Here is a 24763-nt window from a genome sequence, read left to right as displayed (position 1 = left end):
AGTAAATCCAATAACAAACACTTATAACACTTCGAAACAATGAACAAGAAAAACAGTTTAAAGAGTACTATCGCTGTATCACTGACCAACTATCTCGATGCGGGAGCCATTGTGGCTGGAGCCGCAGGACTGACACTCTGGAAAGACTATTTGCAACTGACCGAAGGTCATCTCGGATGGCTCAATGCCATCAGTGCCAACTGTCTGGGAGCAGCCATTGGTGCCATTATCGGCGGTGTACTTGCCGATAAATATGGCAGAAAAGTGATATACACCTACAATATGCTGGTATATATGACCGGTGTGTTGCTCATTCTCCTGTCCACCAATTTTCCCATGCTGCTGACAGGATTTCTCATCACGGGTGTCAGCGTAGGTGTGGGAGTGCCAGCCTCATGGACCTATATCTCAGAGAGTAGCGAGATAGGCAACAGAGGTCGCAACATCGGCATTTCACAGATGGCATGGGGTGTCGGTCCTACTTTTATCCTGCTGTTTGGAACCCTTTTGGCGCCACCCACAGCAGGTGCAGGAACAGAAGGAATCTGCTTTTATATGGTAGAAGAACTGGCTGCCATGTTTGGTGTAACGGGTAGCGGAGCCGAGCTCAACGTGTATAGCTCACGTATCGTATTCGCCTCCTTGTTTCTCGTTGCACTGGTAGCATGGCTTTTACAGCGCCAACTCGACGAGTCGGCAGAATGGAAAGCCGCACAGGAACGCGAACAAGAGAAACCAGCAGTGGGTTCGGCATTCTCATTTGCCAGTTTGTTGACCAACCGTGTCAACATAGTGACCATCGCATTCCTTGCTGGCATGTATCTCACTTGGAATCTTGTGGCATCGGTGATGGGATTCTTCCAACCCCATATTTTCGAGACAGCCGGTGGCTTGTCTAATGCCGATGCCAACCTATTGACCGTTGGCCAATGGACGTTGATTATCATCACCACTTTCATCTTCTCCATGCTTGTAGATCGTGTCAATCAGCGCTGGCTGTTCTTCATGGGCGGCATATTTGCTATTGCTGCATGGGGAATGGTTATTACCGTAGGGGTGACAAGCATCTGGGGATTGATTATCTATACCGTATTGTGGGGCATACAGGCTGGTTTCTCTGCACAGGCTTTCTATGCGTTGTGGGCATCAGAATTGTTCCCTGCCAAATACCGTGCCGCAGCACAAGGAGTGATGTTCTTCATCGTTCGTAGCCTGTCGGCAGTATGGGGCCTGTGCTTCGTATATATATATGGTGAACATGGCGAAGGCTTTACCGTAGCTGCCTACTGCATGGTTGCCCTACTTGTTATCTCACTGCTCATAGGTACTATCGGTGCACCTGAGACAAGAGGAAAATCACTTGAACAAATCACACACGAACGCTATGGCGATGACATCTAACCCTATGCCGCACGCTACATGGATATGGTATCCTGGTGATTTTGAAGTGTGGCTCGGCAATCAATTCAATAACCGGCGAACAGAACGGGGTGCTATGTTTCCTCCGTTCTGGAAGCAGGATTCCCATTGGCCCACGGTAGAGTTTTCCACTACTGTAGAGTTGGCAGAGGCAGAAACCATCCACATCAAGGCCGAAGGGCTGTTCAACTTCATGCTCGATGGCAAATTGCAGTTTGGCATGCCTGATGAATTTCTGATTCCGGTAGGAGCCCACCGACTGAATTTCAAGGTGTGGAATCAATCTACCCCACCCGCACTCTTCATCAAAGGTATGACCATACACAGCAATTCATCATGGTTGGCTACCTATGAAGATAAGATATGGATTGATGAAAACGGAGTAGCTCACGGTTCTGGAATCTATGTTCCGGCTGCGCAATGGAACTTTGACCGCATGGACACTCCACCGTCTGCCTACCGTCTGCCTACACTACGACAAGAACCTGTAGCACAAGAAAGTATTGGCGAAGGCATGCTCTACGACTTCGGACGGGAAACTTTCGGCTACGTCCGTCTGTCTGGACTGGTCGGTGTGGCACATCTATACTATGGTGAGAGTCGTGAGGAAGCACTCGACAAAGACCACTGCGAAACGCTCGACATTGTATCGCCCCATCAAGAACTGGGTAGCAAGGCTTTCCGCTATGTCTATGTGAAAACAGCAGACAATAGTCATTACGACAGTTTATCGATGGACTATGAATATGCGCCGTATGACGAAAGCCACAGCGGTACATTCGCTTGTTCCGACAAACTGCTCAACAAGATATGGGAAGTGGGCGCTTACACGATGGATCTCACCACACGAGAATTTTTCTTGGATGGTATCAAACGCGACCGATGGACATGGTCGGGCGATGCCATACAGTCTTATCTGATGAACTATTATCTGCGTTTCGACACTGAATGTGTGAAGCGCACCATCCGTCAGTTACGGGGCAAAGACCCTGTCACTGCACACATCAATACCATTATGGACTACACCTTCTATTGGTTTAAGTCCATTCTCGACTATTACCAATATACGGGCGACCTCACTTTCATCAGCGAGATGTATCCGAAGATGTGCACACTCATGGACTATGTTTTAGAGCGTACCAATAGCGATGGACTGGTGGAAGGCAAGGCTGACGACTGGATTTTTGTAGATTGGGTGGATTTCCCCATGCACAAACGAGGGGTATTGGCTTTCGAACAGATATTGTTCTACAAGGCTCTGATGACCATGCACACCTGTGCTACCCTACTCCATCAGACAGACCCCTATCAGCAACTGGCTGAAAATGTAATCGACAAGACCCGAAAACTCTTATGGAACGATGATTGCCAGGCTTGGGAACATGCCATTGAAGAAGGCGAGATAAACCATCAGATTACGAAGTTTCCCAATATGTTTGCCATTCTCTACGATATTGTAGATGATGCTACGAAGCGCAATATCGTGGACAGCGTGATGGAAAACAATAAAATAGATCCTATCACCACACCCTATATGCGCTTTTACGAACTGGAGGCACTGTGCATGATGGGCAGGCAAACACAGGTTTTACAAGAGATACGCAACTACTGGGGTGGTATGCTTCGAGAAGGTGCCACTTCGTTTTGGGAAAAATACATTCCTTCTGAACAAGGCACAGAACATCTGGCGATGTATGGTCGCCCTTACGGTAAGAGTCTGTGTCATGCTTGGGGAGCGTCGCCGGTCTATCTGTTAGGGCGTTATTTTCTCGGCATACAACCCACCCAACCGGGTTATGCAACATGGGAAGCACGCCCCTACTTGGCTGATTTGGAATGGATGGAGGGTCGCGTGCCCACGCCAAATGGCATTATTCATATCCGGATGGAACGCCATTATGTCTGCATCAGAAGTGATGAAGGACGCGGGCGACTATACCTTGGCAACCGATGCTTCGACATCGAACCCAATACGGATTACCACATTCCCATCACATCTGTTTGATAACAGCAAAGCAATCCCACCCATCGGCCATCATACCGAAAGGTGGGATTGACTTATACTTATAGACTACCAAAAAAATAAGTTTTCACATAATCTTCGTGTGTTTAAATGATATGAGTTAATTATGACTGCAAAATTAGCAAAAAACGATAGCGAAAGCAAATCTATACATACCCCATAACTACCCTATCAATATTGTTTGGGGCAGCAAATCAATTTATTTTGCTGAGCAAATCAATTTGTTTTCCTCAGCAAATCAATTTGTTTTCCTCAGCAAATCAATTTGATTTGCTCACCCACACACCATCTAAAGCGCACCAACAGCCTTTGTCTCTGCTTGTTACACATGTTCTGCAACCTATTGGCAAATATCACTTATACTTGTGTCAGACGTTGGATCATACTTTTGTCAAATGTTGGGCAATACCCGTGGCTAACATTGGGCAATACCCTTGTCAAACGTTATCAAAAGAAAATTGCTCAGTTTATTTCTGAGCAATATTCTTAATTCTTGATGGCTATATATGAGCATCGCGCATACGCTTACCATTTGGTAGTCGAGTGATCGAATATCTTTTTAAAAATCGAATTTTATGGGTCTCCGCCTGCGCGTTACTGATTTGATTTCAAACAGTCGCTTCAAGACTATTGGTCGGGATTTTCCACATAGCCCTGATATTCGGGAGTCAATGACGACATCACCGAATCATAGGCCTGGTGCATCGTGGCTTGAATATTCTGACAACCCTGTCCAATAGGATAAATGGGCTGATGGATAGTGAGTTTGAGCGGATGCCATGTAGCAAAATGACAATCTTTCATGCGAGGCATGACATTGAAAGAACCATTGATAGTCAGCGGAACTACTGGCAACTGGAGTTCATCAGCCAATGCAAATGCACCTTTCTTAAACTTACCCATGTGTCCGGTGAAGCTACGCGCACCTTCAGGGAATACCACAACACTACAATTGCCATGCTGCAAGGTTTCGCGTGCTTTGTCGTAGGTGGCTTTCACATGACTCGGACCGCGCTTATCTACAAAGATTTGGTGAGACTTTCTGCAGGCATAGCCCACAAAAGGAATGCGGCCCAACTGATATTTCATCATCCATTTGAAATTACGACCAAGGAAGCCATAGATGAGGAAAATGTCGAAAGCACCCTGATGGTTGGCAACAAAAACATACGACTGGTTGGGTTCCAAGTGCTCACGTCCCTCTATAGTGACGGGCAACAGGAATATGCGGGCAATGACCTTTGCCCACCAACGACCGGGGTAATAGCCCCAATAGTGACCATTGCCTAATGTGCAACCTACACCAACAAGAAATGCTGTCCATATAGTCATCAGCACAGTAACGGGAAGTGCAACCAGGATTTGGTATATACGATAAAGGTATTTCATCATTTATAGTGTTTTCTTTAATGTGATTACTACTATTTCTCCTGATATGCCAAGGCGGAAAGGAATGAGTCCGCCAAGTCCTGTGGATACAAACAAGTGGCGACGGCCTTCATGGTAAAGACCTCCCCACTCATCGTATGTGAAGGATACAGGTGACCACCCGAACAATCGAAGTTGACCGCCATGGGTGTGTCCGCTAAGGGTCAGTTGTGCCCATGATTCGGGCAGTATGCGCGCGCGCCAAGCCGACGGGTCGTGCTCGAGCATAACAACAAATGCACTGCGCTGCAGTCCGGCGAGTGTCTTGCCTACATCGCCACGATGGGGCATGCGCTTGGCTACACCCCAATTTTCCATTCCTGCAACGATAAGCGAATCGCTGCCACGACGTATCGTGCGGTGTTCGTTCAGCAACAGTTGCCATCCGGCACGGCGCTCGTATTCGCAGGTCAACCGGCAGTTGGCGGCTTTTGTTGCCGAATCTGCCTTTTGATAAACAGCATAGTCGTGATTGCCCAAAACCGAATAGACACCATCGGGAGCCTTCAGTCGCGAGAGCTGGGCAAGATGTTCGGGGAGTTCGTGTGGTTCGATATTTTGCAAATCACCCGTAAACACGATCATGTCGGCTCGTTGATTCATGATACTGTCCACCGCTCGTTGAAGCATGGCTTTGCGCCAACCCGTCATCGTTCCGACATGGGCATCGGAAAACTGCACGATGCGATAGCCGTCAAAGGCCTGGGGAAGGTCGGAACAGACTATCGTCACAGGACGTACTGTCAATTGTTGCGAACCAAATGTCCAGCCATAAGCAGTCAAGAGGATGATCACTGCCGCACCAGCGACGCCTATCTTGCATCGCCAGCGTCGTGGCAACAGCCAGCGACAGACGCCATAACACAGCAAAGGTGCAATGACGAAACCTATCAGCAGGAATATCCCATTAACGTATTGAACCATCATAGATTAGAACTCAAGAATTTTCTTACTACCTCGACAGGAAGTCCACGTCTTTTGGCATAGTCAGCCAACTGGTCATGACCTATACGGCCTATAGAGAAATAATGTGCTTGGGGCAGGGAAATCATCAGTCCGCTTACACTGGCATGGGGTTTCATCGCCCCACTCTCGGTCAGTCGGATGCCTATCTGCTTGAGGTCTATCATTTCGTCCAACACGAAATTGACACTCGTGTCGGGCAATGACGGATAGCCGATAGCCGGACGAATACCTACAAAACGCTCGGCATGAAGTTCGTCTATCGACAATTGTTCGTCGGGAGCATAGCCCCAATAGGTGCGTCTTACCGACTCGTGCATCTTCTCGGCAGCAGCCTCAGCCAATCGGTCAGCCAACAACTGCACCATCATTTTCATATAAGGATCGGTATCGAAATCACGCTCTAAACCATGGTCAACACTGGTGGCAAAGACACCAATACGGTCTTTCACCCCAGACGAAGACGGACGGATAAAATCGGAAAGACACAGGCAATCGCCCGACTGCTGTCGCAATAATGGGATACGATGACCTCCTGCCATGATGTCATCGCCATCGGCATTGGCTTCCAACAGTTCAAAGAGCGCATAGACCTGATACTTTCCGTTGAGTTCTGCCAACACGGCTTCGGCATCCTTGCGTTGCCGCTGTTGAGCCTCAGCATCGCGCAACTGCCATGCATAATAGAAATAAATCCAATTGATGTATGGCACCAACTCACTTATCTCGTAGGTCAGCTTCATCGGAATGCAATCTCTTCTCCTATATAATCTGTATCAACCTTACCGTTGGCATACACCGTATGACCATTGCACAGGGTGCGTTCCACCTGCCAGAGATAGGTATGTCCTTCCATGGGACTCCATCCACACTTGCTCTGTATGCAGTCGCGAGTCACCGTCCAGGCATGATCGGGACGTACCAATACCATATCGGCATGATAGCCCGGACGCAGGAATCCACGTTGACGAACGCTGAAAAGGCGCGCAGGCTGATGACACATCAACTCCACCAGCCGGTCGATGGTGAGTATGCCTTGATTGACAAGTTCGAGCATGGTGACCAATGAGAACTGTATCATCGGCATTCCACTGGCAGCCTGTTTGCATCCGCCTTCTTTCTGACTCAACAGATGGGGCGCATGGTCTGTACCTATAACACTGATGCGGCCATTGGTCAATGCCTGTTGTAAGGCATGGCGATCGCCAACGGTTTTGATGGCTGGGTTGCACTTAATACGGGTACCAAGGGCATTGTAGTCGCGGTCACAGAAGTAAAGATGTGCCACAGTAGCCTCTGCGGTGATATGTGGATAAGCCACAGGATCGATAAGAGTCAGTTCCTTGGCTGTAGAAAGGTGTGCCACATGGAAATGAGTATCATACTTGCGAGCCAGTTCTACAGCGAGACGGGTACTCTCGTAGCACGCTTCTTCACTGCGTATCTCTGGATGATGCGTCACTTTGGGGTCAGGCCCATAAAGGCGCTGAGCCTCTGCCATGTTACGGCCAATGATTTGCGTATCTTCACAATGTGCCATCAAGGGCAACGGTGACTCTGCAAAAATGCGCTCCAAGGCCGCTCGCTTATCTACCAACATATTACCGGTAGAAGAACCCATGAAGAGTTTGATACCCGGTATGCGGTGGATATCGAGCGAACTGAAAGTATCTACATTGTCGTTGGTAGCACCATAGAAGAAGCTGTAATTGACATGGCTTTCTTTACTGGCGCGTGCAAACTTATCGGCAAGAGCCTCTGGTGTGGTGGTCTGCGGAACAGTGTTAGGCATGTCGAAAAACGAAGTAACACCTCCGGCTGCAGCGGCACGGCTCTCGCTGTCGATATCTGCCTTGTCGGTCAGTCCGGGTTCACGAAAATGCACATGGTCGTCAATGACACCTGGTAATACGTAGCATCCCGAAGCATCGATACACTCGTCATACGATGCTTCGGGATGATGGTCTGTCACTTCAAGGATGCGCCCGTCGCTGATGATGATATCAGCATCAAATACGCGTCCTTCATTAACAATGGTTCCTCCTGATATGATTGTTTTCATACTGTTACTTTTGTGGCACAGTAGTCAGCCGTGCTGACGGTTGCTGCGATGCAGGAGGGGCTGGAGGAGTTGGCGCTTCTTCCAGTCCATTCATGCGCTGCTCGTTTTCCTGTGCGGTCTTATAGTAGTTCTTGACATAAGGATCTTCCTTGAAAACCTTTGTGGCTTTCGACATCAAGTCTTCAATCTGCGGGGTAAGGATAGGATAACGATACTGGCTGGTAATCATCATAAACACACCAGGACCCAGCACATTATCAAAGTTAGCCTCTATGAATTTGGTGACAAGACGGTCTTCGTCGCTGGCTATCTTGGCGGCTTCTACCGATAGTTGCTCATTGATCGCTGCCTCGTCTATACCGTCAAGCAACATCTGACTCTGCTTGTGCGAGAGCTCGTTCATCTGGTTTGACAAGCGGTTGTGTTCTTCTATAAACACATAAAGTGAATCGTTGAGCGGAGTGCCACTTACGATCTGGCGACCAGCCTCAATCTTCACTACGATGTCGCCCTTCTCCAGTACGATGGGCATCACACTCTCATCGTCCATATACAGACTGGCCATGCGAACACTGTCAAGTGTACCCGAGAAGTGAAATTCACCATGTACCACCTCACACGAGTCGAGATTTTTCAGTTGATTGTTCTTGATAGCTTTCAGATAAAGTTTACTGCCATCAAGGGCGGTAATCGACGATGAACCTTCCACATTATACGATCCGACACACGAAGTAAGTGCGGCCGCAAGAGCAAGAGTATATAGAATTTTCTTCATAGACAATTTCGTTTGTTGCTACAAAAGTACTACGATGGTATGAAAACACGGAATATTTTTGCGCAATTTAATATATTTGTGCAAATATTTAGAGTTTTTTTGCCTCTTTTTCCAGTTCGTGAGCTATTCTATGGGTTGTATAGAGTTGTAGTATGGCACCCAAAAGCACCAAAACAATCCAGTTGTTGTGCACATATTGCAAATAGACCAGGAAGTCGAGACCGAGGAAATTGGAATTATTCGCCAACATCATCAAGCCTGCCAACAAAAACAGCACATCGCTGATGAGCATGATGCGGCGAAGGCGGCGCACAGTGATATTGGTTCCGTCATAACGCTGCTGCATCTGCATCGCAGCATACAAAAGTGCACCGGGGGCAAAGGCATAAGCCGCCCACGGCTGCAAAAAAAGGCTGGCGCCAGCGCCAACCACCATCAGCATACCGCCTGCCAAAAGGAGGTAGCTCTCTATCTTATTCAGTTGTCTCATTATTACTATTAAATGGTGATTGCGTCCGCGGATCGTCACTCAACACAAAGATATCCTCATCGTCAGCCTTCATAAAATAGCGTTCACGGGCTATCTTTCTCATTGCATTAGGGTCACTGTCCAACAGGCGTATCTGCATCTGGTCATTATTATATCGGTCAGTATATTCTTTGATTTCGTCTTTCAGTTCAACGATACGGCGTTTATTGCGGTGAACATTCCACAAACTATTCTCGCCGACGACACCCAGCAATAGTATTGCGACTATCGTTACGATGCCGTATTTCAACCACTTACGGTGGTACAAACTGATCATTATCTCTTTCAGATGCTTCATCGGGAGGCAAAGTTACGAAAAAAAGTTGTAACTGATTACAGATTTTAGAAGATTAACGTATTTCCTCCTAAAATATACCACAAAACTATTCCGCTGCGCTGCTCGATATAAGTGTTGGCGTCCCCCTGTGGAGATTATGGAAAAGGAGTAGAGGGAAATGGAAAGGCATAGGCATGGCTTACACCATTTGTCACATGTCACATGTCAGATGTCAGATATGCTAAGTTATATTTGGCAGATTCATATATTTTCGCTATCTTTACCCCAAATGATAGAATATATGAAGAAACTACTATGTATTATTGCGGTGGCATTGGATGTCCTGATCCGCTTGGCTGGTATAGAGACAAACCTGAAGACAAACGCTTTTATGCGACTTGTTGTATTGAGTCCGAACCTCTTTACGTCAAAGTCTTTGGATAATGGTCTTGTAGAAGTTACGTCAATGACCTCTTGACATGTTGGGGGTGATGCCATGGACCAGTCCCCGTGACACATGTTAAAGAAAGGTGATGTAAAAGACCTTGACTATTTTTCAAATACATGACGTTATGGTCATTTTGCATCATAGTAAGTTTTGATTGATTAGAGACTCACGTCGTGAGACGGAAATCTCTTCATCAATCAATTTTTTTTAGTGTCTAGTCTTTGCAGGCTTCCCCTCACACATCACCGACTTATTGTATCCGGACGTATTTTACAGGGCGAACCATGATGCCGGTGGGGCGACCAACGTAATTTACGACCTTTGCTGTTGTTCCACTAATATATATGGCATAGATGAGGCGTTTCCTGTTTGTCGTACCACTCACAATGCTACTACTTGTTCCTATGGTGCTACTCTGTAGGTATGTATCTGCAGTCCATTGCTCTATATTTGGATTGTCATCAATATATCCAGTTCCAGGAATTAGAATGCTTTTTCCATTACTTTTGCTTGTCAAACGGAACCATGTATGCCCATCTATTGATTCATTCGTGACGGTGATATTTTGGCAAAGTAACTCAAAATCCTTAGCAGTAGGAATACACCAACCGGCAGGCCAGTTAACCCGAACGATATCATCTTCCGCCTTTAAGTCTCTTGTATCTTTGTCAGTAGAAGATGTGTTATCGTAGTCGTATTTCTTAGTCAATGAACCATCAGCATAACCCTTGGTGCTGAACCTATCTGGTTCCTCAAGATATCCCCATGGAAGGCGCATACCGAGATTCTTTGTACACAATGAAATATAATAATCCTCGTTAATAGGCACACCATTGTATGTCTTCAAGTCAACCTTCGACTCCACTCCATAGTTGAAAGGGCTCCACAGAAGTTTATAGGTCACTTCCTTGCCATTCTCCGTAACTGTCTTTGTTATGCCAAGGTCAACGGCAAGGGCGTCGATATGGCTTAAAATGATATCCTTCTTAGCGGCATAGGGATAAATGTAGAGTTCCTTCAGCACCGGACGGATGCAGCAGCCATACGGGCGGTAGATGCTGTTAGTTGCCGTAGGCGAATAGAGTGAGGTGTAATTTCCTGCATAAGACGTCCTGCTGGCCGACATATAATACAAATACGCGGGGTTTACGATACTTGAGCCATTCATGAATCCATTGGTCAAGAATGTTATCTCCTTGCCGTTTATCTTGCTGCGGAGTGTTATTTTGTTGATATCTCTGTCTATCTCATCGCTGTGTATAGTCTCTCGACTCACCTCCTTGGTATTGGCAATCAGCTCGTTGATGTCTGCCGCGCTGGGCATCGACCAATGACCTCCCCACAACTGCTTGGCTGCGTCATATACCGTCTCGGTAATGTCCGAAGGCATGATTTTCCATGAGCCATCTATATACGTGCTTAAGGTGTAGGAGTCCTTCTCGAAGAGCTCTCCCCATGCCAATCGCTTGCCGAGCTTGTTGATAGCTGCGGCAATCTCGGATTTGTCCATATAGGTGTCTGCCATACAGTCACTGCTCTCCACACCAAGGTTGATAGGACTCCATTTCACTCCCGACGGAAGACCGAGATCTATGGCACAACGCTCATCCATACGATAGGTATAGACGATGGCATGACAACCGTTTTTCACCTTAATATCTGGGCAGTTGTAGGAAAACTCCTTGATGCCGGTATATTTGTCGCCAATGGTGTATTTGCCGTTTATTGACAATGTCTGAAGAGATGGAGAGTTGAGGATATAGCGATAGTGCTCCACCTTGTTGTCATCCACGGTCTTTGTATAATTATATGCCGATGTCCATTCGCCTTGATGACCCTGTGTAAACGAGTGATAGATGTCTATCTTGGCATATTTGTGCTTGAATACCAAGGTTGTCACGGCATTTGTCTGCGGGTCGGTGGGCTCGGTGTACATCCAGTCGGTGGCTGCCTGCGCGCTTTGGTCATCGGCGGGAGCAGTCAGGGGGGTTTGTATGTCAGCTGTGCTTGAGCAGTTGTCGAAGTCTGCGGAATAAGGATAATAAGCCACGTATTTATATCCCAATTTATGCACCACCTCCTTGATGTCCGACTCGAGGTTCCATGCCTTGCCGTCGGGAGTGGTGAGCTTGAGGTTCTTAGCATTCTTGCCGTCTATCTGTGTCACAAATGTCCCGCTACCGTCGATGATGAAGAGACCGAAGGAGTCGCCCTTCTTGAAGTCGCGGGTTATCTCATTGTCCGTTACGTCTATCACCTCTCCCCTTGTCTGCGGTTGGTCGATGACAGTCACCTCAAACCTCATGGCATGACCTTCTGCCGATGACTCCGACGATGTGTATATGTCGTCACTGCAAGCCGTGAGGATAATACCTATTATAATATATATCAGTTTCTTCATCGTTACTCTACTGTTATGCGTATGGAGCCACGCGTCTCCGTATTGGTGTTCCAGTTCTTTCCTCCATATACAGGTCGGATCAGCATGCCCGTATATCGGTGACCGTTTTGGGTCAATCCCATCAGGGTGACAGTATTGCCATTTTTGTCTTTATACGTCGAGGACTTGATTCGTGGAGTGGTAGGTACCATATACCCATTCTTATCGGTCTCCCTGTTAGCCTCCATTTCCATATAGCTTGCACAGGATATATCGCTGTGGGAGGCTGAGGAGGCGAAGTAATACATGCCGCCGTAGTCCTCGCTCCAGGATGTCGTGGTGTGGTAGTTGCCAATGGCGTTTCTTGAACGGCATGACAGCTCGTCGATGCTCCAGTCCGACCATGTGCCGCCGGGGATATAAAGTTCCTCACCGTTTATCTTGCTTTTAAACTTATAAATGACCACAAGATAGCGGAAGGGTCTTATAGAGTCAGTGCCATAAAACTCAGAGTTATCCTGATGAAGGTTTTTATATGTTCCATCGTCGTTCTTCTCTGCTATCCATGGCGCATATCTCACGTTGTCCTCGTAATACCAGTCATATACTGATATATCGCTGTTGCGCATCAGTTCGTCAATCTCATTTTCGTTGGGTATTCGCCATTCGCCCTTCCACAGTTTGTTTCTCACCACGTCATATTCCGAACCGGCGATATTGCCGTCGATAGGTGAATAGGAATAGGTCCTGTCGATATATGTTCCCGGGTAATAGCCTTTTTCCGACCCGGATATAAACGAGGTGACTTCCGAAGCGTTTGCGGTCAGAGCATCACCCACGGCAGTCACCTTTCCTTCTTTGCTGATGATTACAGCCGGTTGCTCATATTTTGTCTCCAGTTCGCCCCAGGAGTAATAGTCGCCACGGTCGAAACTCTTATGCAGTTCATTCGACATCAGGTCAGTTCGCTCTTTTCCGTAGGCATCATACCATTTTCCGCCTCGCGTCGTCTGGTTGGCTGCACTCTCCGACCCCAAGTTATATGCCGCCCATATACATCCCGAGGGGAATCCCATATCCACACCTGCGGTCTTATAGGATTCGGTGGGTTGTGAGGAGATGGAGATAAGGATGGCACTGTTTTCCTTCATATCCACCTTTGTCTGCCAGAAGGAATAGGAAGGAGCTTCGCTATCGTCGGTATGCCTGGATAGGGCCATACCGTATATCTGCACTTCATTTTTCGGCAGGGTGACATAGCGATAGGTACTTTTGCCTTTAGGCAGGAACATCTTGCAAAGTTCCACGGGTGCCTCTATCGTCAGGTCCTTATAGTCGCCATTATAGAACACCTGTAGCAGACTCATGGCATGGGTGAAGAAAAATCTCATCCTTGGTGCTGTCCATTCGGGCTTGTCGCATATCAGCAGGTCGGCAGCGCAATACGTCTCCGGTGTTGACTGGTCGGCATATTTGGTGTTGAACACTGACGTGTATTTCTGCTTTATCTCTTCCACCGACTTGCATCCCGTGTATTGCGCATCGTAGGGTGCATAGGCAAAATAGGTGCATCCAGGGTCGTAATATATTTTAGAAGCGACAATATTGCCAGAATCATCTACAGGATAGGCATTGCCCGTCTTTGCCACCACATATCTGAGGTTGTTTGCCACAATGTTTCCGTCTTTATCCACCACGAACACACCGAGGTCATCACCCTCGGCAAATGTGGTGTAGATGCCGTTGTTGACCGACGCTCTTGTAGATACATCCTGCGTCTTTCCGGCAAACGAAGCCACATCAACACTTATCTCCATCGGCATCTTCTCCGTTTCGAGGAGAGTGTCGGTGGAGCATGCTGCAAATGCGATAGCTACCAATAATATATATAGTATGTGCTTCATAATCCTTTCCATAAAAGACGACAGGCAATCCTGACCATTTTTATTCGATACTCTCCCTCATCAATACAGGCCTTATGGCAAACCCGTTATACCGCTCACATGGCTGGATGGCATGGGCCTTGTCAGACATGTGTCCCGTGCTCGGGTTATTGGGGTCAATCTCGTATTTAGTATAGAAGGCGTAGGACTTCTCTCTTGCTCTGTCTGCTGCAGAGGAAGAGGTAGAAGAAGTTGCGGAAGAAGGAGTGGATGTCCAGTAGCAGCACCTCGCCTTTTCCACCTTCTTGTATGTATTTGTGCTCTCGTCAAGGCCGGCATATCCCGTGATGGGCAGATAGATTTGACCTGTCACCTTGCCTAACGCGTCCTTCTTCTGCACCTTCCAAACCGATGCGTCGAAGTCGAGGTTATCCTCTGATCCCGTACCAGTGTCCACCTTCTTAACAGTTGACCATGTCCAGTCACATTCATCTATCATCTTTTCCCACATCGCCTTTGTCGGCATCATCCAAAACCAGTGACCTTCGCCAAGCATGTGTTTCACTGCATCATGCTCGGTATAGGCTATGTCTGTAGCGGCGGTGCCGGTATATCCGTCGGGAGAGTAGAGCGCTTCACCTTTTCTTGCCACCTCTCCCCAAGAGAAGAGTTGTCCTGTCTCGAGTGCTTCCTTTGCTCCGAGGTTGCACGTTGCCCAGAGTACATCGTAGTTCTTACCTTCGTAAGTCATAGTCATGCCTAAGCTGACGAACACCATCTGTGCCGTAATGTCGCCTGTCTGATGCCAGGTAAGCTGGGGAGTGACTACTATCTCGATGGACTCGGTGTTGTCTATATTGTATGTCGTGCAATGCGAAATCTCGATGGTGTTGAGCTTCACCTCCTTCTCTTCTAATGAGAAGTTGAAGGTGTATATCTTTCCTGCCTCAAACTTATTGTTAGTGATGGCAGTTGAGTTGAGATTGAGTTGATAGGTCAGATAGTTAGTGTCGATGGTGAACTTCAGCGGCACACCGTTGAAATTGCCGTCGAGTGGGAAGCAGAGGTTATAGAACCTGCCTCTGTCGTTCCTCGGTATCGTCACTTGGTCGATACTGGTGGTGAGCTTGTTGTAATATCCCGACTTGTCGTCTTGCTCTGAGATAGTGCCGTCTTCAAATCTTAGCTTATTGGGGAATATCTTCGAACCGTCATCAGACTCCATCTTTATGCCTGTGATGATGATGTCGGATGTTGTGCTGTTGGTAATGTTGAAGCGGATGATGGCACAGGCGGAGTTGAAATGCGAGGCATTGGCAACAACGGCATTGTCATCCACCGACTGCAATGTGGTGGAGGTATATACGTAGGAATAGTCTTTCCAGGCGCTGAGGTCGTTTGCAAGTTGGTTGTAACTGAACGTCGATGGCAATGTCATATCGACAGAAACGACATCGGCATTGCTGCTTTCTGTTGTGTTGCTGTTTATAGGATGAAGACAATACATGTTGTCGCCTGCAGAAATGGGGTAGAGGTATTGGTTGTTTTCCGAGTTGAAATCATACTTCACCCCGCTGACGGTCTGCAGTTTTATTTTCGACTTAGCATCATCTACTGTCTCAAACTTTGTTTTCGAATAATAAGCGGCAGCAGAAGACATCGACTCATAGAACGGCACATACTCGCTGCCATGCTTTATGGCAGTAAGCATATTGTCGCTGTTTTCCCAGATATAGCTTACCTTGCCCCCTTCGGCATCTGTGTTGTCATTCCATGAGCTTCTTGTCTGCTCGTCGGCGAAGGTGATGTTCAGTCGCCTAACGGAATCGGACACCATCTGCTCTTCATTGCAAGAAGAGAACAATGACAGTGCTGACAGGATAATGCCAAAAGCTGGTTTAAACATACGTCCTATATCTCCTTTTATCTTCATTTATCTCCTTTTATCTTCTTATTTCTATTCGGTCATGTTGTCGCCTGAGAACTCGCCTCCTGACTCAATATCATTGCAGTCGAAGAAGTTGTCTTGCGAAATGACCTTGATGAGCTTTGGCCCTTTCTCTGAGATGGAGAACACGTAGATGTAGTTCTTGCCACTCTGCCATGTTTCACTGTTCACGAACGATGCCTGCTTTGTTTCTCCGTTGCATTTGAGCGACACCTGCCACTGATTTGTGTTGGTGGCATCGGGCACACAGTAATAATATGTCTCAGAGAGCACGGCATCAGTGGTGTTGTCGGCAGGGATTGTCACTTCGGCAAAAGCAAAATCTGTTTTGCTGGTTTTCGATACAGACACTTGAGAAGTGACAGTTGGTGTGGCTGTGCTCCAGTTGTAGGAATATGTAAGGGTTGCTTCCGATGCAATTTCTGCATCGGGAGTAAGTTTGATGTCTGAAATCGTCATATCTTCAGTGCCTTCCTTTTTGAAAGCCACACATACCCTGCAATGTGCATAAGAAAAACGGAGGTTGACTCTTTTGCCGAAGTCAGCAGAGCCATTCATTATCTTCAGCGGTTCTGCTGCCATCACGCTGCCCGTCGTGTTGTTCTTCATACTTAATGTCATCGAACTGGCATTGATAGATGTAACTGCATCGATAGGCGCTCCTGCCGTAAACAGATAGCTATCGGCATTCGGATTCCAATATACGAGATGTTGGGTGTCGTTGACATACGACCAGTCGTCAGTCACGAACTTCACCTCATAGCCATCCATCGCCACTGTCTGCGCTCCATCCTTTTCTGAAACCACAAACACCTTGAAGTTGTCATACATCCCTTGGGGTATATATCCCCTCGTGAACGGAAAAACATTGTCAGCAGATACCATAACGGGTGAATATCCGGGGACATCATCCCCGGATATTTCATCCGCCTCCTTACAGCTGTCGAGCAGCAGTAAGGAGAGCGATAATATTGTTATCGTATGGTATAGCTTCACGTGGAGTGAAATGAAGATTTAGAGGGTGATGGTGACGGTGACTTCTTCCCAACCAGTCACGCTGGATACATTGAAGAGAATAGGAGTGAGGATTGGATCACCTTCATTGGTGAAACCAACATTGTCCTTCATGACAATCTTATAAGTATAACGCTTTCCTGCATCGAGTGTGCTAACTGAATTGCTGTTAGAGGCATTACCCGTGAGTGGAATATAAACATCATCATAACCGCTATTACTACCTACATAATAATATTTATTAGAATCAGTACCATTCCATACCTTGCAAGTCAGTTTAAGACAAACTTGTCCTAAGTTCTCAAGAGTTGTACCTGCAGTCAATAAGTTTTTAGTTCCATCCCACATAGTCTTTCCTGTACCTATTACAGAATTTGTTACAGATGAATTGGTAGCAAAGAGATAACCCTTAGCCTTTGTACCATTGTCGATGAGGTTTTTACTTGTATTACCCGCTGTCTTATTGATTGTCACAACTGGATACAATGTCTCACTAAGAGTCACGTTTGTGGAATTGAAACTATAAGAAGCGTTACCCGAATTATTCACCTTGACATTACCTTTTGTATCAGTGTTGATAAATTCAACTTTCTGCACTTCCACCTGGCAATTGCTCTTAAAAAGACTTCCATCTGCAGGCATCTCAATTACTAATCCTTTAATCTTAGAGAAGGCATGATTGAATGTGAGAGGAACACGAGCTATTTTCTCCTGACTGCCTTTATATGCAAAAAGGACATCATGAGAACAATCAACGTTAGGAATAGTCATAACGTCAGAAGAAGAGTTGCTTTCTGCAAAAGTGGCATTATCAGTGTAGGGGAAGTAGGCATAGAAATCCATAGAACCTTCAGGCCAGAACTTAAGATCCCCCATATTGCTATATTCCCAACTTCCTGATTCTCCTGAAGGTTGCCATGTCTGCTCTACGGCACTATTAGCTCCTTTGTACAGATAAATACTATTGTCGGATTTATATCCCACAACACCAAAGTGATCATTCTTCATGTTGTCACTTGTGACATCAACATCCATAGCACGCGTCTTATTAGAATACGCATTAAACGAGATAGTTTTTGCCTTGTCAACAAAACCTTCTTCGTTGATTTCATTTGTGCAGCTGCCAAGTGTGAGCAGTGCTGCACCCATAAAATAACCTATTTTTTTCATGTTGTATAAATTTTAATTTAAAAATTATGTTTTAATAATATCAATGTTAAAGTATGATGTCCTGAACGATATCGTTCCACGGAATGGTTTCGGGAGCAAAACCTCCCGCCTCCTCAGGGTCTTCCACTGTAGGCGGAAGTTCCACCTCAATATCCACATCAATGTCGAGGTCAAGATCAAGGTTAAGATCTATCTTGTGCTCCTCATACCATTGCTCAAACTGCTTTGTCACATCTGCAGTCACAGTGTGAATAGAGTTATCGACAAGCACAAAGTTGATGATCAACTCAAACTTATCGCCAGCACCAAACTTTGCCTCGTTGAAGCCGAAACAATTCAACGACTGCGTGAGCACAGCCTCCGTGTAGTCGCTGCTTCTGAACTCACGATTAACGAGGTTAAACCCATACACCGCATCATCTTCGCTGGGTTTTCGCGTCACAAGATTCACCGACTTGGCAAGGCCCGTGATATACGACCTCTGCATTCCCTTGCAGTAGTTCATGCCCTTGACATACACCTTCACGTTTATTCGCTTTGTCACTGCCTTCTGCACAGTGCTTATCTTCTGCGCGATATAATCCCGGTAGTATCCCTCGGGCATGTCGTGATAATACTCTGTTTTCTCGGGATGAAAACTGATGTTTCTCACTGCCGACACGGCGAGATACTCGGGTTGGTCGGCATACACCGTGTCGGCATGGGTGTATGCTGAGAACTCCTCAAAAGGCGACTCCATGTCGAATCGGATGGAAGGCAATTCCTCGCGACTGTCGTTGATTAGTATCATATCGTAGGTGCCTGGGGCGAGTCTCACCACCGGCGATTGCCAGTTGGCGTCAGGCGGCAGTTCCTTCACGAGTTTATGGGTGGCGGAGTCGAAGGCGAAGATGGTGACACCGTTCAGTTGGTTGTCCTCGTCAAATCCCTTGCTCTCCGGCGCAAAGTTGGTTTTGCTCCAGTCGATGTCAAACTGCACCTTGTCCCTGCTCACCGTCTGGTAGTAGAGATGGTCTAACTCACACGACATAATAGTCATCATGGCGAGACTACATATTATAATGTATCTATTCTTCATGATGACCTATCTGTTTTGATTTTGTGAATGTATATACAATCGACACGTTGAGCGACGTGGGCAGTACGGTGTTGAGCACCTTCGACACCCAGGGATAGTCCTTCACCTTAATCTCTCCGTAGGGAGTGTCGGATGTCTGGGTGTATTTCTGATATTTCGTATGCACAAAACCTACCGACGCTGAATATTCCATCTTCCATCTCTTGGAGATCTGATGGGAATAACCTATCACCGGCGATACATGCCACATCGAACCTTGCACTCCGCGGCGCGTCCACTGAAGGTCGTATTTTCCCCCACCTACGGTAAGTCCGGCGAAGAGCGAGGTATAGCTTCTGTCGGCATTATTGAAATAATATCGCGGAGTAACCGCCACATAGCGCATCTGGATTGTCTTGTGGCTCGATGCATCTCTCCACCATGGATATACCACCGTCGCCTCGGCTGTCAGGTGCTCTGAAAAAGGCACTTCCACGGATACGTTGACGAATGTCAGCAGGTCGTATAGCATATTTGTCTTCAAGAAAAGGCATGGACGGCACGGGGACGCTTTCCCATCTGGTGTATCAGGCAATGATTCTGGCTTGGTCGCTGACTCGGCGGGAATAATCTGGATGGAGGAAGTGTCAGCGACATCTTCCGTATCGGCGGGGGTCTCAGAGATTTCCACCTGAGTGGATGGAGTACCGGAGTCGCCGCTTGAGATGGAGTCGATATCTGGCTGGGAGCTTGTGATAAGCGAGTCTTTATCTTCTCCTGCGAGGTGAAGGGTTACTCTGGCATATCGCATGGCAGGATAGCTTTCTTTTGGTGACGTGCCCAGCAGATGGTCGGTGGTCAATTCTTCAGTATGGCATGAGACCAAGGATGATATGGACCGGAATGTCTCGGAGTGGGTGTTGAGGTAGTCGAGCACCGACCGTCCTCTACTGCGCGAGAGCTTGCGGTTGATCATTATTCCTCCTTCTGGCGATGCGGAAGAAACGATGGAGAGAGTGACTGGCTTGATAATGTATCTCTGACCTACGGAGTCCACTTGATGGATGAATCGATCCAAAGCATGTATATTAGACTTGTAATATATAATGCTGTTACCGCATGGATAATATACTGTGACGCTGAGAGAGTCTGAATATGATTGCGCCATGGCTGCAATACCAGATATCATAAAAAGCACCAACCAACAAATCTTTGTACCTAACAATAATCCATGTGCCTTACACAATGTATCCCATCTTTGTTTCATGGTGCAAAGTTAGTACATTTATATGAAAGAATGGAATATTTATTACTTACAAATTTTAAGAATTAACAAATTTTAATAGATAACGTAACTACTCAGGTAGGTTTGTCGTACTCCCCCATGCACAACTTCCCTCGTTGCAACCAACGAGAGTAAATCGTTCTTTTACAAAATATGAAGCTGTTTATAATGTCAGCATGCTCGGTTTGAGCTGTGCTATTAATTGCAACTCACGGAACGGAGAAAGATCTTGCTTTTTGGCAGTATCAATGACGGAGTGTATTACTGCATACGCTTCGGCTCCAAGGAACGTACGGAAAAGTCCTGCGACTTTCTGCTTCGTCTTTGCCGGTCTAACTGCCCGTTCACTTGCATTATTGTCATATGAGACATCAGGGTTGTCAAGGAAAGTGAAGATATAGTCATTTTTACCAGACAATCCCTTCTGCATACCAGTAAACTCCTTGTCATCAGTTCCAAGAGGTCCGTCAAGTAGTTCGTCCAGTCGTTTTTTCAACCCTTCACGGTCTATTTCGTCCCATGCTTTTTCTCTGCGTTGCTTCATTGCGTCTGTTATGAGATTGAGCATGTCCTTGGGCCATTGGTTTTCAGGTTGCAACTCTGTCAGATAAACGAGATTACGCTGGAGATGTACGAGGCAAATCTGGTGGGTCTTGACATTCTTTCTTTGGTTTCTCCAATTTGTCGAGACGAGCCTTAAGTGTGCAGATTTCCGCATTCAGTTTCTTGATTTTTGCAAGATCTTGTCTGTGTTGCGACTCAAGGTATCCATTACGCTTTTTCAACTCCTTATTCTCAGTCTTTATCGGAGCCACTTCATCTTCGAGTTTTGTTAGTCTTCCAAGAATATATCGCAATGCTTCATCAGCGTCAAGAATAACGTCAGGGTGTACGTTGTTTGTACAAGAATCCTTGCGACTCTTGGCATGTAACGCCCTGCTGGGAACTTTGCTATTTGCTGATTTCTTTGCCTTCATTTCACCTACAAAGGTACAAAAAAAATTCCAAATATGCAAGTAAAATAATGTTTATTTTCTTGATATTCAATAGCTTTTATGAGCGTCAAATGCGAAGTGATAATTGAACGTTAAGCTGCTATCGTTTCGTCATAATATGAGTACGGCAAACCTACCTGAGTAGTTACCATTTTGGTTTACAAAATTAAAAACGTTAAAACTTCGTCTTTTTCTTCCTCATTAAATCCATGCAATCACTTTTCTACCGTTTTAATCAAAACAAATTGGTACACAATAAGTTGCAAATACACAAACTGTACTATAGAATTAGCATAAAAAATGGAATCCAATATAAACAGCGTTATCGAAGCCAAACAAAGAAATCTTTTGAGATTTGTTCATGCACAGGATAGTGGAGGACTATATGATGGTACAGGTACTTATGCAGAAGCCTTGCAGGAAATAAAGAACGGTCATAAGTCTGGGCATTGGGTATGGTATGTATTCCCTCAGATGAAAGGTCTGGGTAAATCAGAGATCGCCCAGTTCTATGGTATAAATGGACGTGAAGAAGCCAAAGCATACATTGAGCACCCTATTTTGAGGGAAAGACTGATAGAAATATCAGAAGCTGTGCTTAATAACGAGAAGTCTGTTTATGACATATTCGGACAGGATGCTATAAAAGTAAGGGCTTGTATCTTACTATTCGCCTCAGTCTGTGATATTCCCGTGTTTAAACAGATAAAAAGTAAGTATCGCTGGTAACATGAATAAAGAATCAAAAATAGTTCCTATAGAAAGTACGACTGATGCGTTTAGAAATCAAACAGCGTTATTTCTACAACGTATGCTTGATGTCAATGAATGGATATTATCTTTTCCGCCTATTAAAGGAAATAAAGGGATTGATGATATGTGGATGATTGATGCAAGCCTTCCTGAATATATGCGAACTTGTAATCCAGAATGGTTTAGCTGTTATGAATACAACTGTAAAGTAATGCTCAATACGATGCATAAAGATTTGTTCAATGAGAAATCACTTGGTTGGTTCAGAGAACATCTTGAAGCATTTGCACCATATAGTGAAGGAGCACGTAAGTTATTAAAAGTTATAGAAGAGTGGTAGATTTTATATCAAGGGAAATGATTTACAGGTGACATTTTCTTAAAAAAAATGACATTATATAGGCAATGAAACAGTTACTTTGCATATTATTCATTGGCATACTATTTTTTTCATGTGGTAATGGCACAACAAAAGGGGATTATATCGAGGCTGACACCTTATGTTCAACTCCGCAATGTGTTATCGTATTACAACCTTATGAGGATTTTAGTAAGAAAGAAGTAGAAAAACTGCTTCCCAAACTACAAAAAGCATTTGGTGAATGGTTATATGGATATTGGGAATTTAAGATTGCTAACCCAATCCGTTTACCCCAGAATAGCTATGTCAAAGAAAGGAATAGATATAGGGTCACTCCAATACTAAATTATGAATCAAAGCAGCTAACTGGATATGAGGTAATAATTGGCTTGACACATAAGGATATTTGCACAGATATTCATGGCCAGAAAGATTATGGAATAGTAGGTATAAGCAGACCACTAAAACAAGTTAGTCTCGTTTCTGATAAGCGACTTAAAGAAAAATCCTTGATGTGGAAACCTATATTGCATGAGTTTATCCATACCTTTTATGGGGCAAAGCATTGTCCCAATGACGATCCAACATGTTTCATGAAGGATGCTAAGGGGCATGGAAATTTTGAAATACAAGATAAGCTATGTGATGCATGTAAACAATAATCCATTTGGAAGATGAAAACAAGCATAATCTTTGCGGATATTGCAAGAAGAATCTATGAGGGTGACATTTTCTTGAAAAAAATGATATTATATATCCGAATTGTTAATTTGTCCCCTCTCTCATAATAGATTATTTCATAGAATCGCTATATCTTGTGGTATAATTAAGAAATGAGAAGTTCCATTTTGAGGCCTGATTCGGAATACATATACTTGTTTAGAGATTGATTCAAAGTGACTTCGCGGGTGTGCACCACTTTTCTATTTGAATCAATCGTTTTTAGATAAGTTACGTTGAATCAATTAAAAATTCGGACTATGGAAAAGGACATCAAAAAGGGTAATGCCCCGTATTTCGCTGATCTTATCGGCTTTAAGAATGAAAAGTAAAAAGGCTATGCCAACATGAGTTTTACAAAGCAGCTATCACATTAATGTGGTGGCTGTTTTCCTTTTTAATGGATTCCGTACAAAATCAATCCATTTTGTCAATTCCAGACATTTAAGATTTTTAACTTGAACTCTCATTCACTAATGGATATATTAGTGTGTTGAGGTTAAGAATCAGAGTCATTCTTTAATCTTGTCTCTAAATTCTTTAAAAGCCCATGGAGGGGCTTCTACATGGTTGAACCATAGGGTTTCCACGGGATGGACGAAATGGTTTTATTCGCCGCGGAAATGCTCAGTGTGGACAGGAAGTGCAGGGTTCTGCCTCGGCAGATTGGGAGCAAAAGGCATTTTGCTGGTTTGTGGTTGCAGAAGGGTATTCTGCCAGCCATGAAGGTGGCTACTCGTCGAGTTGCCGATAGTTTCTCGTCGGCATCTCGATCGATATTCGTCGCTCTTTCGTTCGTTTTTCGCTTGTTCCTCGTTCGGTCCTCGATAGGTCTTCGATAGACTAACGACTAAGCAACGAGAGACGAACGAGAGACGAACGAGGACCTAACGAGAAGTTAACGGGAACCGAACGAGAAGCGATCGAGAAACCGTGAACTATCTGTCGTGACCAAATGGCATGAAAATCCGTTAAATTTGTAAACATAAGCAGCATTTTAGTTGTTGAGTTATTTGTTTGATTTTTGGTTTAAAGGTTTCTTTCTTGTTTTTAGGAATTATCCTCGGCTTGAATTACAAAGATACAACATGACACCCCCGGAATGCAAGAGTTTTGGCAGTTTTTATTTAATATTTAATATTATTTAACTTTATTATAGATATTTTTTTAATAGACCTTAATTCCGCAACACTATAATTTAACTTTATTTATAAGTTCCTGAGCAACAAAAAGTTGCCCAGGATTTTGCCATGTCAGAATTTTCACTTATCTT

Annotated in this window: 21 protein-coding genes; 5 read left to right on the top strand and 16 right to left on the bottom strand. The window is 45.3% G+C overall.

Going from position 1 to position 24763, the window contains the following annotated elements; all coding sequences use genetic code 11:
• The first annotated feature begins 39 nt into the window (after positions 1-39).
• On the top strand, positions 40-1401 hold the full coding sequence (locus CIK90_RS11570) for an MFS transporter (protein WP_094465535.1): 1362 nt from the start codon (positions 40-42) through the stop codon (positions 1399-1401).
• Positions 1385-3424 carry an amylo-alpha-1,6-glucosidase gene (locus tag CIK90_RS11565; protein ID WP_094465533.1) on the top strand — a complete coding sequence of 680 codons (2040 nt, stop codon included), beginning with the start codon at positions 1385-1387 and terminating at the stop codon, positions 3422-3424. Before CIK90_RS11570 ends, CIK90_RS11565 begins: the two co-directional genes overlap by 17 nt.
• Positions 3425-4069: 645 nt before the next feature.
• Here the strand turns inward: CIK90_RS11565 and CIK90_RS11560 are convergent.
• From CIK90_RS11560 to CIK90_RS14265, 16 genes are all read right to left on the bottom strand, one after another.
• The gene (locus CIK90_RS11560; RefSeq protein WP_094389652.1) at positions 4070-4831 is read right to left on the bottom strand and encodes a 1-acyl-sn-glycerol-3-phosphate acyltransferase; all 762 of its coding nucleotides are present in this window, start codon (positions 4829-4831) and stop codon (positions 4070-4072) included.
• 3 nt (positions 4832-4834) lie between these two features.
• Positions 4835-5797 carry a metallophosphoesterase gene (locus tag CIK90_RS11555; protein ID WP_094465531.1) on the bottom strand — a complete coding sequence of 321 codons (963 nt, stop codon included), beginning with the start codon at positions 5795-5797 and terminating at the stop codon, positions 4835-4837.
• Positions 5794-6576, bottom strand: coding sequence for a vitamin B12 dependent-methionine synthase activation domain-containing protein (locus tag CIK90_RS11550; RefSeq protein ID WP_094389638.1), 783 nt, complete (start codon positions 6574-6576; stop codon positions 5794-5796). Before CIK90_RS11550 ends, CIK90_RS11555 begins: the two co-directional genes overlap by 4 nt.
• A complete protein-coding gene (locus CIK90_RS11545; RefSeq protein WP_094465529.1) occupies positions 6573-7895 on the bottom strand; it encodes a dihydroorotase in 1323 nt (440 codons plus the stop codon). The genes CIK90_RS11550 and CIK90_RS11545 overlap by 4 nt, the downstream gene beginning before the upstream one ends.
• Before the next feature lie 4 nt (positions 7896-7899).
• Positions 7900-8670, bottom strand: a complete 771-nt coding sequence (locus CIK90_RS11540) for a DUF4369 domain-containing protein (RefSeq protein WP_094465527.1) — start codon at positions 8668-8670, stop codon at positions 7900-7902.
• A gap of 88 nt (positions 8671-8758) precedes the next feature.
• Complete coding sequence (locus CIK90_RS11535) at positions 8759-9160, bottom strand: hypothetical protein (RefSeq protein WP_094436385.1); 402 nt, start codon at positions 9158-9160, stop codon at positions 8759-8761.
• Entirely contained in the window at positions 9144-9497 is a 354-nt protein-coding gene (locus tag CIK90_RS11530) for a septum formation initiator family protein (protein WP_254046345.1), read from the bottom strand. The genes CIK90_RS11535 and CIK90_RS11530 overlap by 17 nt, the downstream gene beginning before the upstream one ends.
• 677 nt (positions 9498-10174) lie before the next feature.
• Complete coding sequence (locus CIK90_RS11525; RefSeq protein ID WP_094465525.1) at positions 10175-12325, bottom strand: fimbrillin family protein; 2151 nt, start codon at positions 12323-12325, stop codon at positions 10175-10177.
• A 2-nt stretch (positions 12326-12327) separates the two neighbouring features.
• Entirely contained in the window at positions 12328-14208 is a 1881-nt protein-coding gene (locus CIK90_RS11520; protein ID WP_094465523.1) for a fimbrillin family protein, read from the bottom strand.
• 40 nt (positions 14209-14248) lie between these two features.
• Positions 14249-16120 carry a hypothetical protein gene (locus CIK90_RS11515; protein WP_094465521.1) on the bottom strand — a complete coding sequence of 624 codons (1872 nt, stop codon included), beginning with the start codon at positions 16118-16120 and terminating at the stop codon, positions 14249-14251.
• A 24-nt stretch (positions 16121-16144) separates the two neighbouring features.
• Entirely contained in the window at positions 16145-17131 is a 987-nt protein-coding gene (locus CIK90_RS11510; protein WP_144007276.1) for a fimbrillin family protein, read from the bottom strand.
• 18 nt (positions 17132-17149) lie between these two features.
• The gene (locus CIK90_RS11505; protein ID WP_094465517.1) at positions 17150-18319 is read right to left on the bottom strand and encodes a fimbrillin family protein; all 1170 of its coding nucleotides are present in this window, start codon (positions 18317-18319) and stop codon (positions 17150-17152) included.
• Between the two features lie 46 nt (positions 18320-18365).
• Positions 18366-19397, bottom strand: coding sequence for a DUF5119 domain-containing protein (locus CIK90_RS11500; protein ID WP_094465515.1), 1032 nt, complete (start codon positions 19395-19397; stop codon positions 18366-18368).
• Positions 19387-20643 carry a DUF3575 domain-containing protein gene (locus tag CIK90_RS11495; protein WP_094465513.1) on the bottom strand — a complete coding sequence of 419 codons (1257 nt, stop codon included), beginning with the start codon at positions 20641-20643 and terminating at the stop codon, positions 19387-19389. Before CIK90_RS11495 ends, CIK90_RS11500 begins: the two co-directional genes overlap by 11 nt.
• 181 nt (positions 20644-20824) lie before the next feature.
• Positions 20825-21379 (bottom strand): transposase, encoded by a 555-nt coding sequence (locus tag CIK90_RS11490; RefSeq protein ID WP_094465511.1) that lies wholly within the window; start codon positions 21377-21379, stop codon positions 20825-20827.
• Entirely contained in the window at positions 21279-21638 is a 360-nt protein-coding gene (locus CIK90_RS14265) for a hypothetical protein (protein ID WP_158216064.1), read from the bottom strand. Before CIK90_RS14265 ends, CIK90_RS11490 begins: the two co-directional genes overlap by 101 nt.
• A gap of 318 nt (positions 21639-21956) precedes the next feature.
• Between CIK90_RS14265 and CIK90_RS11485 the strand changes: the two genes are divergently transcribed.
• The 3 genes from CIK90_RS11485 (at position 21957) to CIK90_RS11475 (ending at position 23432) form a co-directional block, all read left to right on the top strand.
• On the top strand, positions 21957-22385 hold the full coding sequence (locus tag CIK90_RS11485) for a DUF1810 family protein (RefSeq protein ID WP_094446409.1): 429 nt from the start codon (positions 21957-21959) through the stop codon (positions 22383-22385).
• Position 22386: 1 nt separating this feature from the next.
• Positions 22387-22749, top strand: coding sequence for a hypothetical protein (locus tag CIK90_RS11480; protein WP_094446408.1), 363 nt, complete (start codon positions 22387-22389; stop codon positions 22747-22749).
• Positions 22750-22814: 65 nt separating this feature from the next.
• Entirely contained in the window at positions 22815-23432 is a 618-nt protein-coding gene (locus CIK90_RS11475) for a hypothetical protein (RefSeq protein ID WP_094436415.1), read from the top strand.
• Positions 23433-24763: the final 1331 nt, after the last annotated feature.

Origin of the sequence: Prevotella sp. P5-126, from assembly GCF_002251185.1 — a bacterium.
Lineage (GTDB): Bacteria > Bacteroidota > Bacteroidia > Bacteroidales > Bacteroidaceae > Prevotella.
This window is presented reverse-complemented; position numbering and strand designations above follow the sequence as displayed.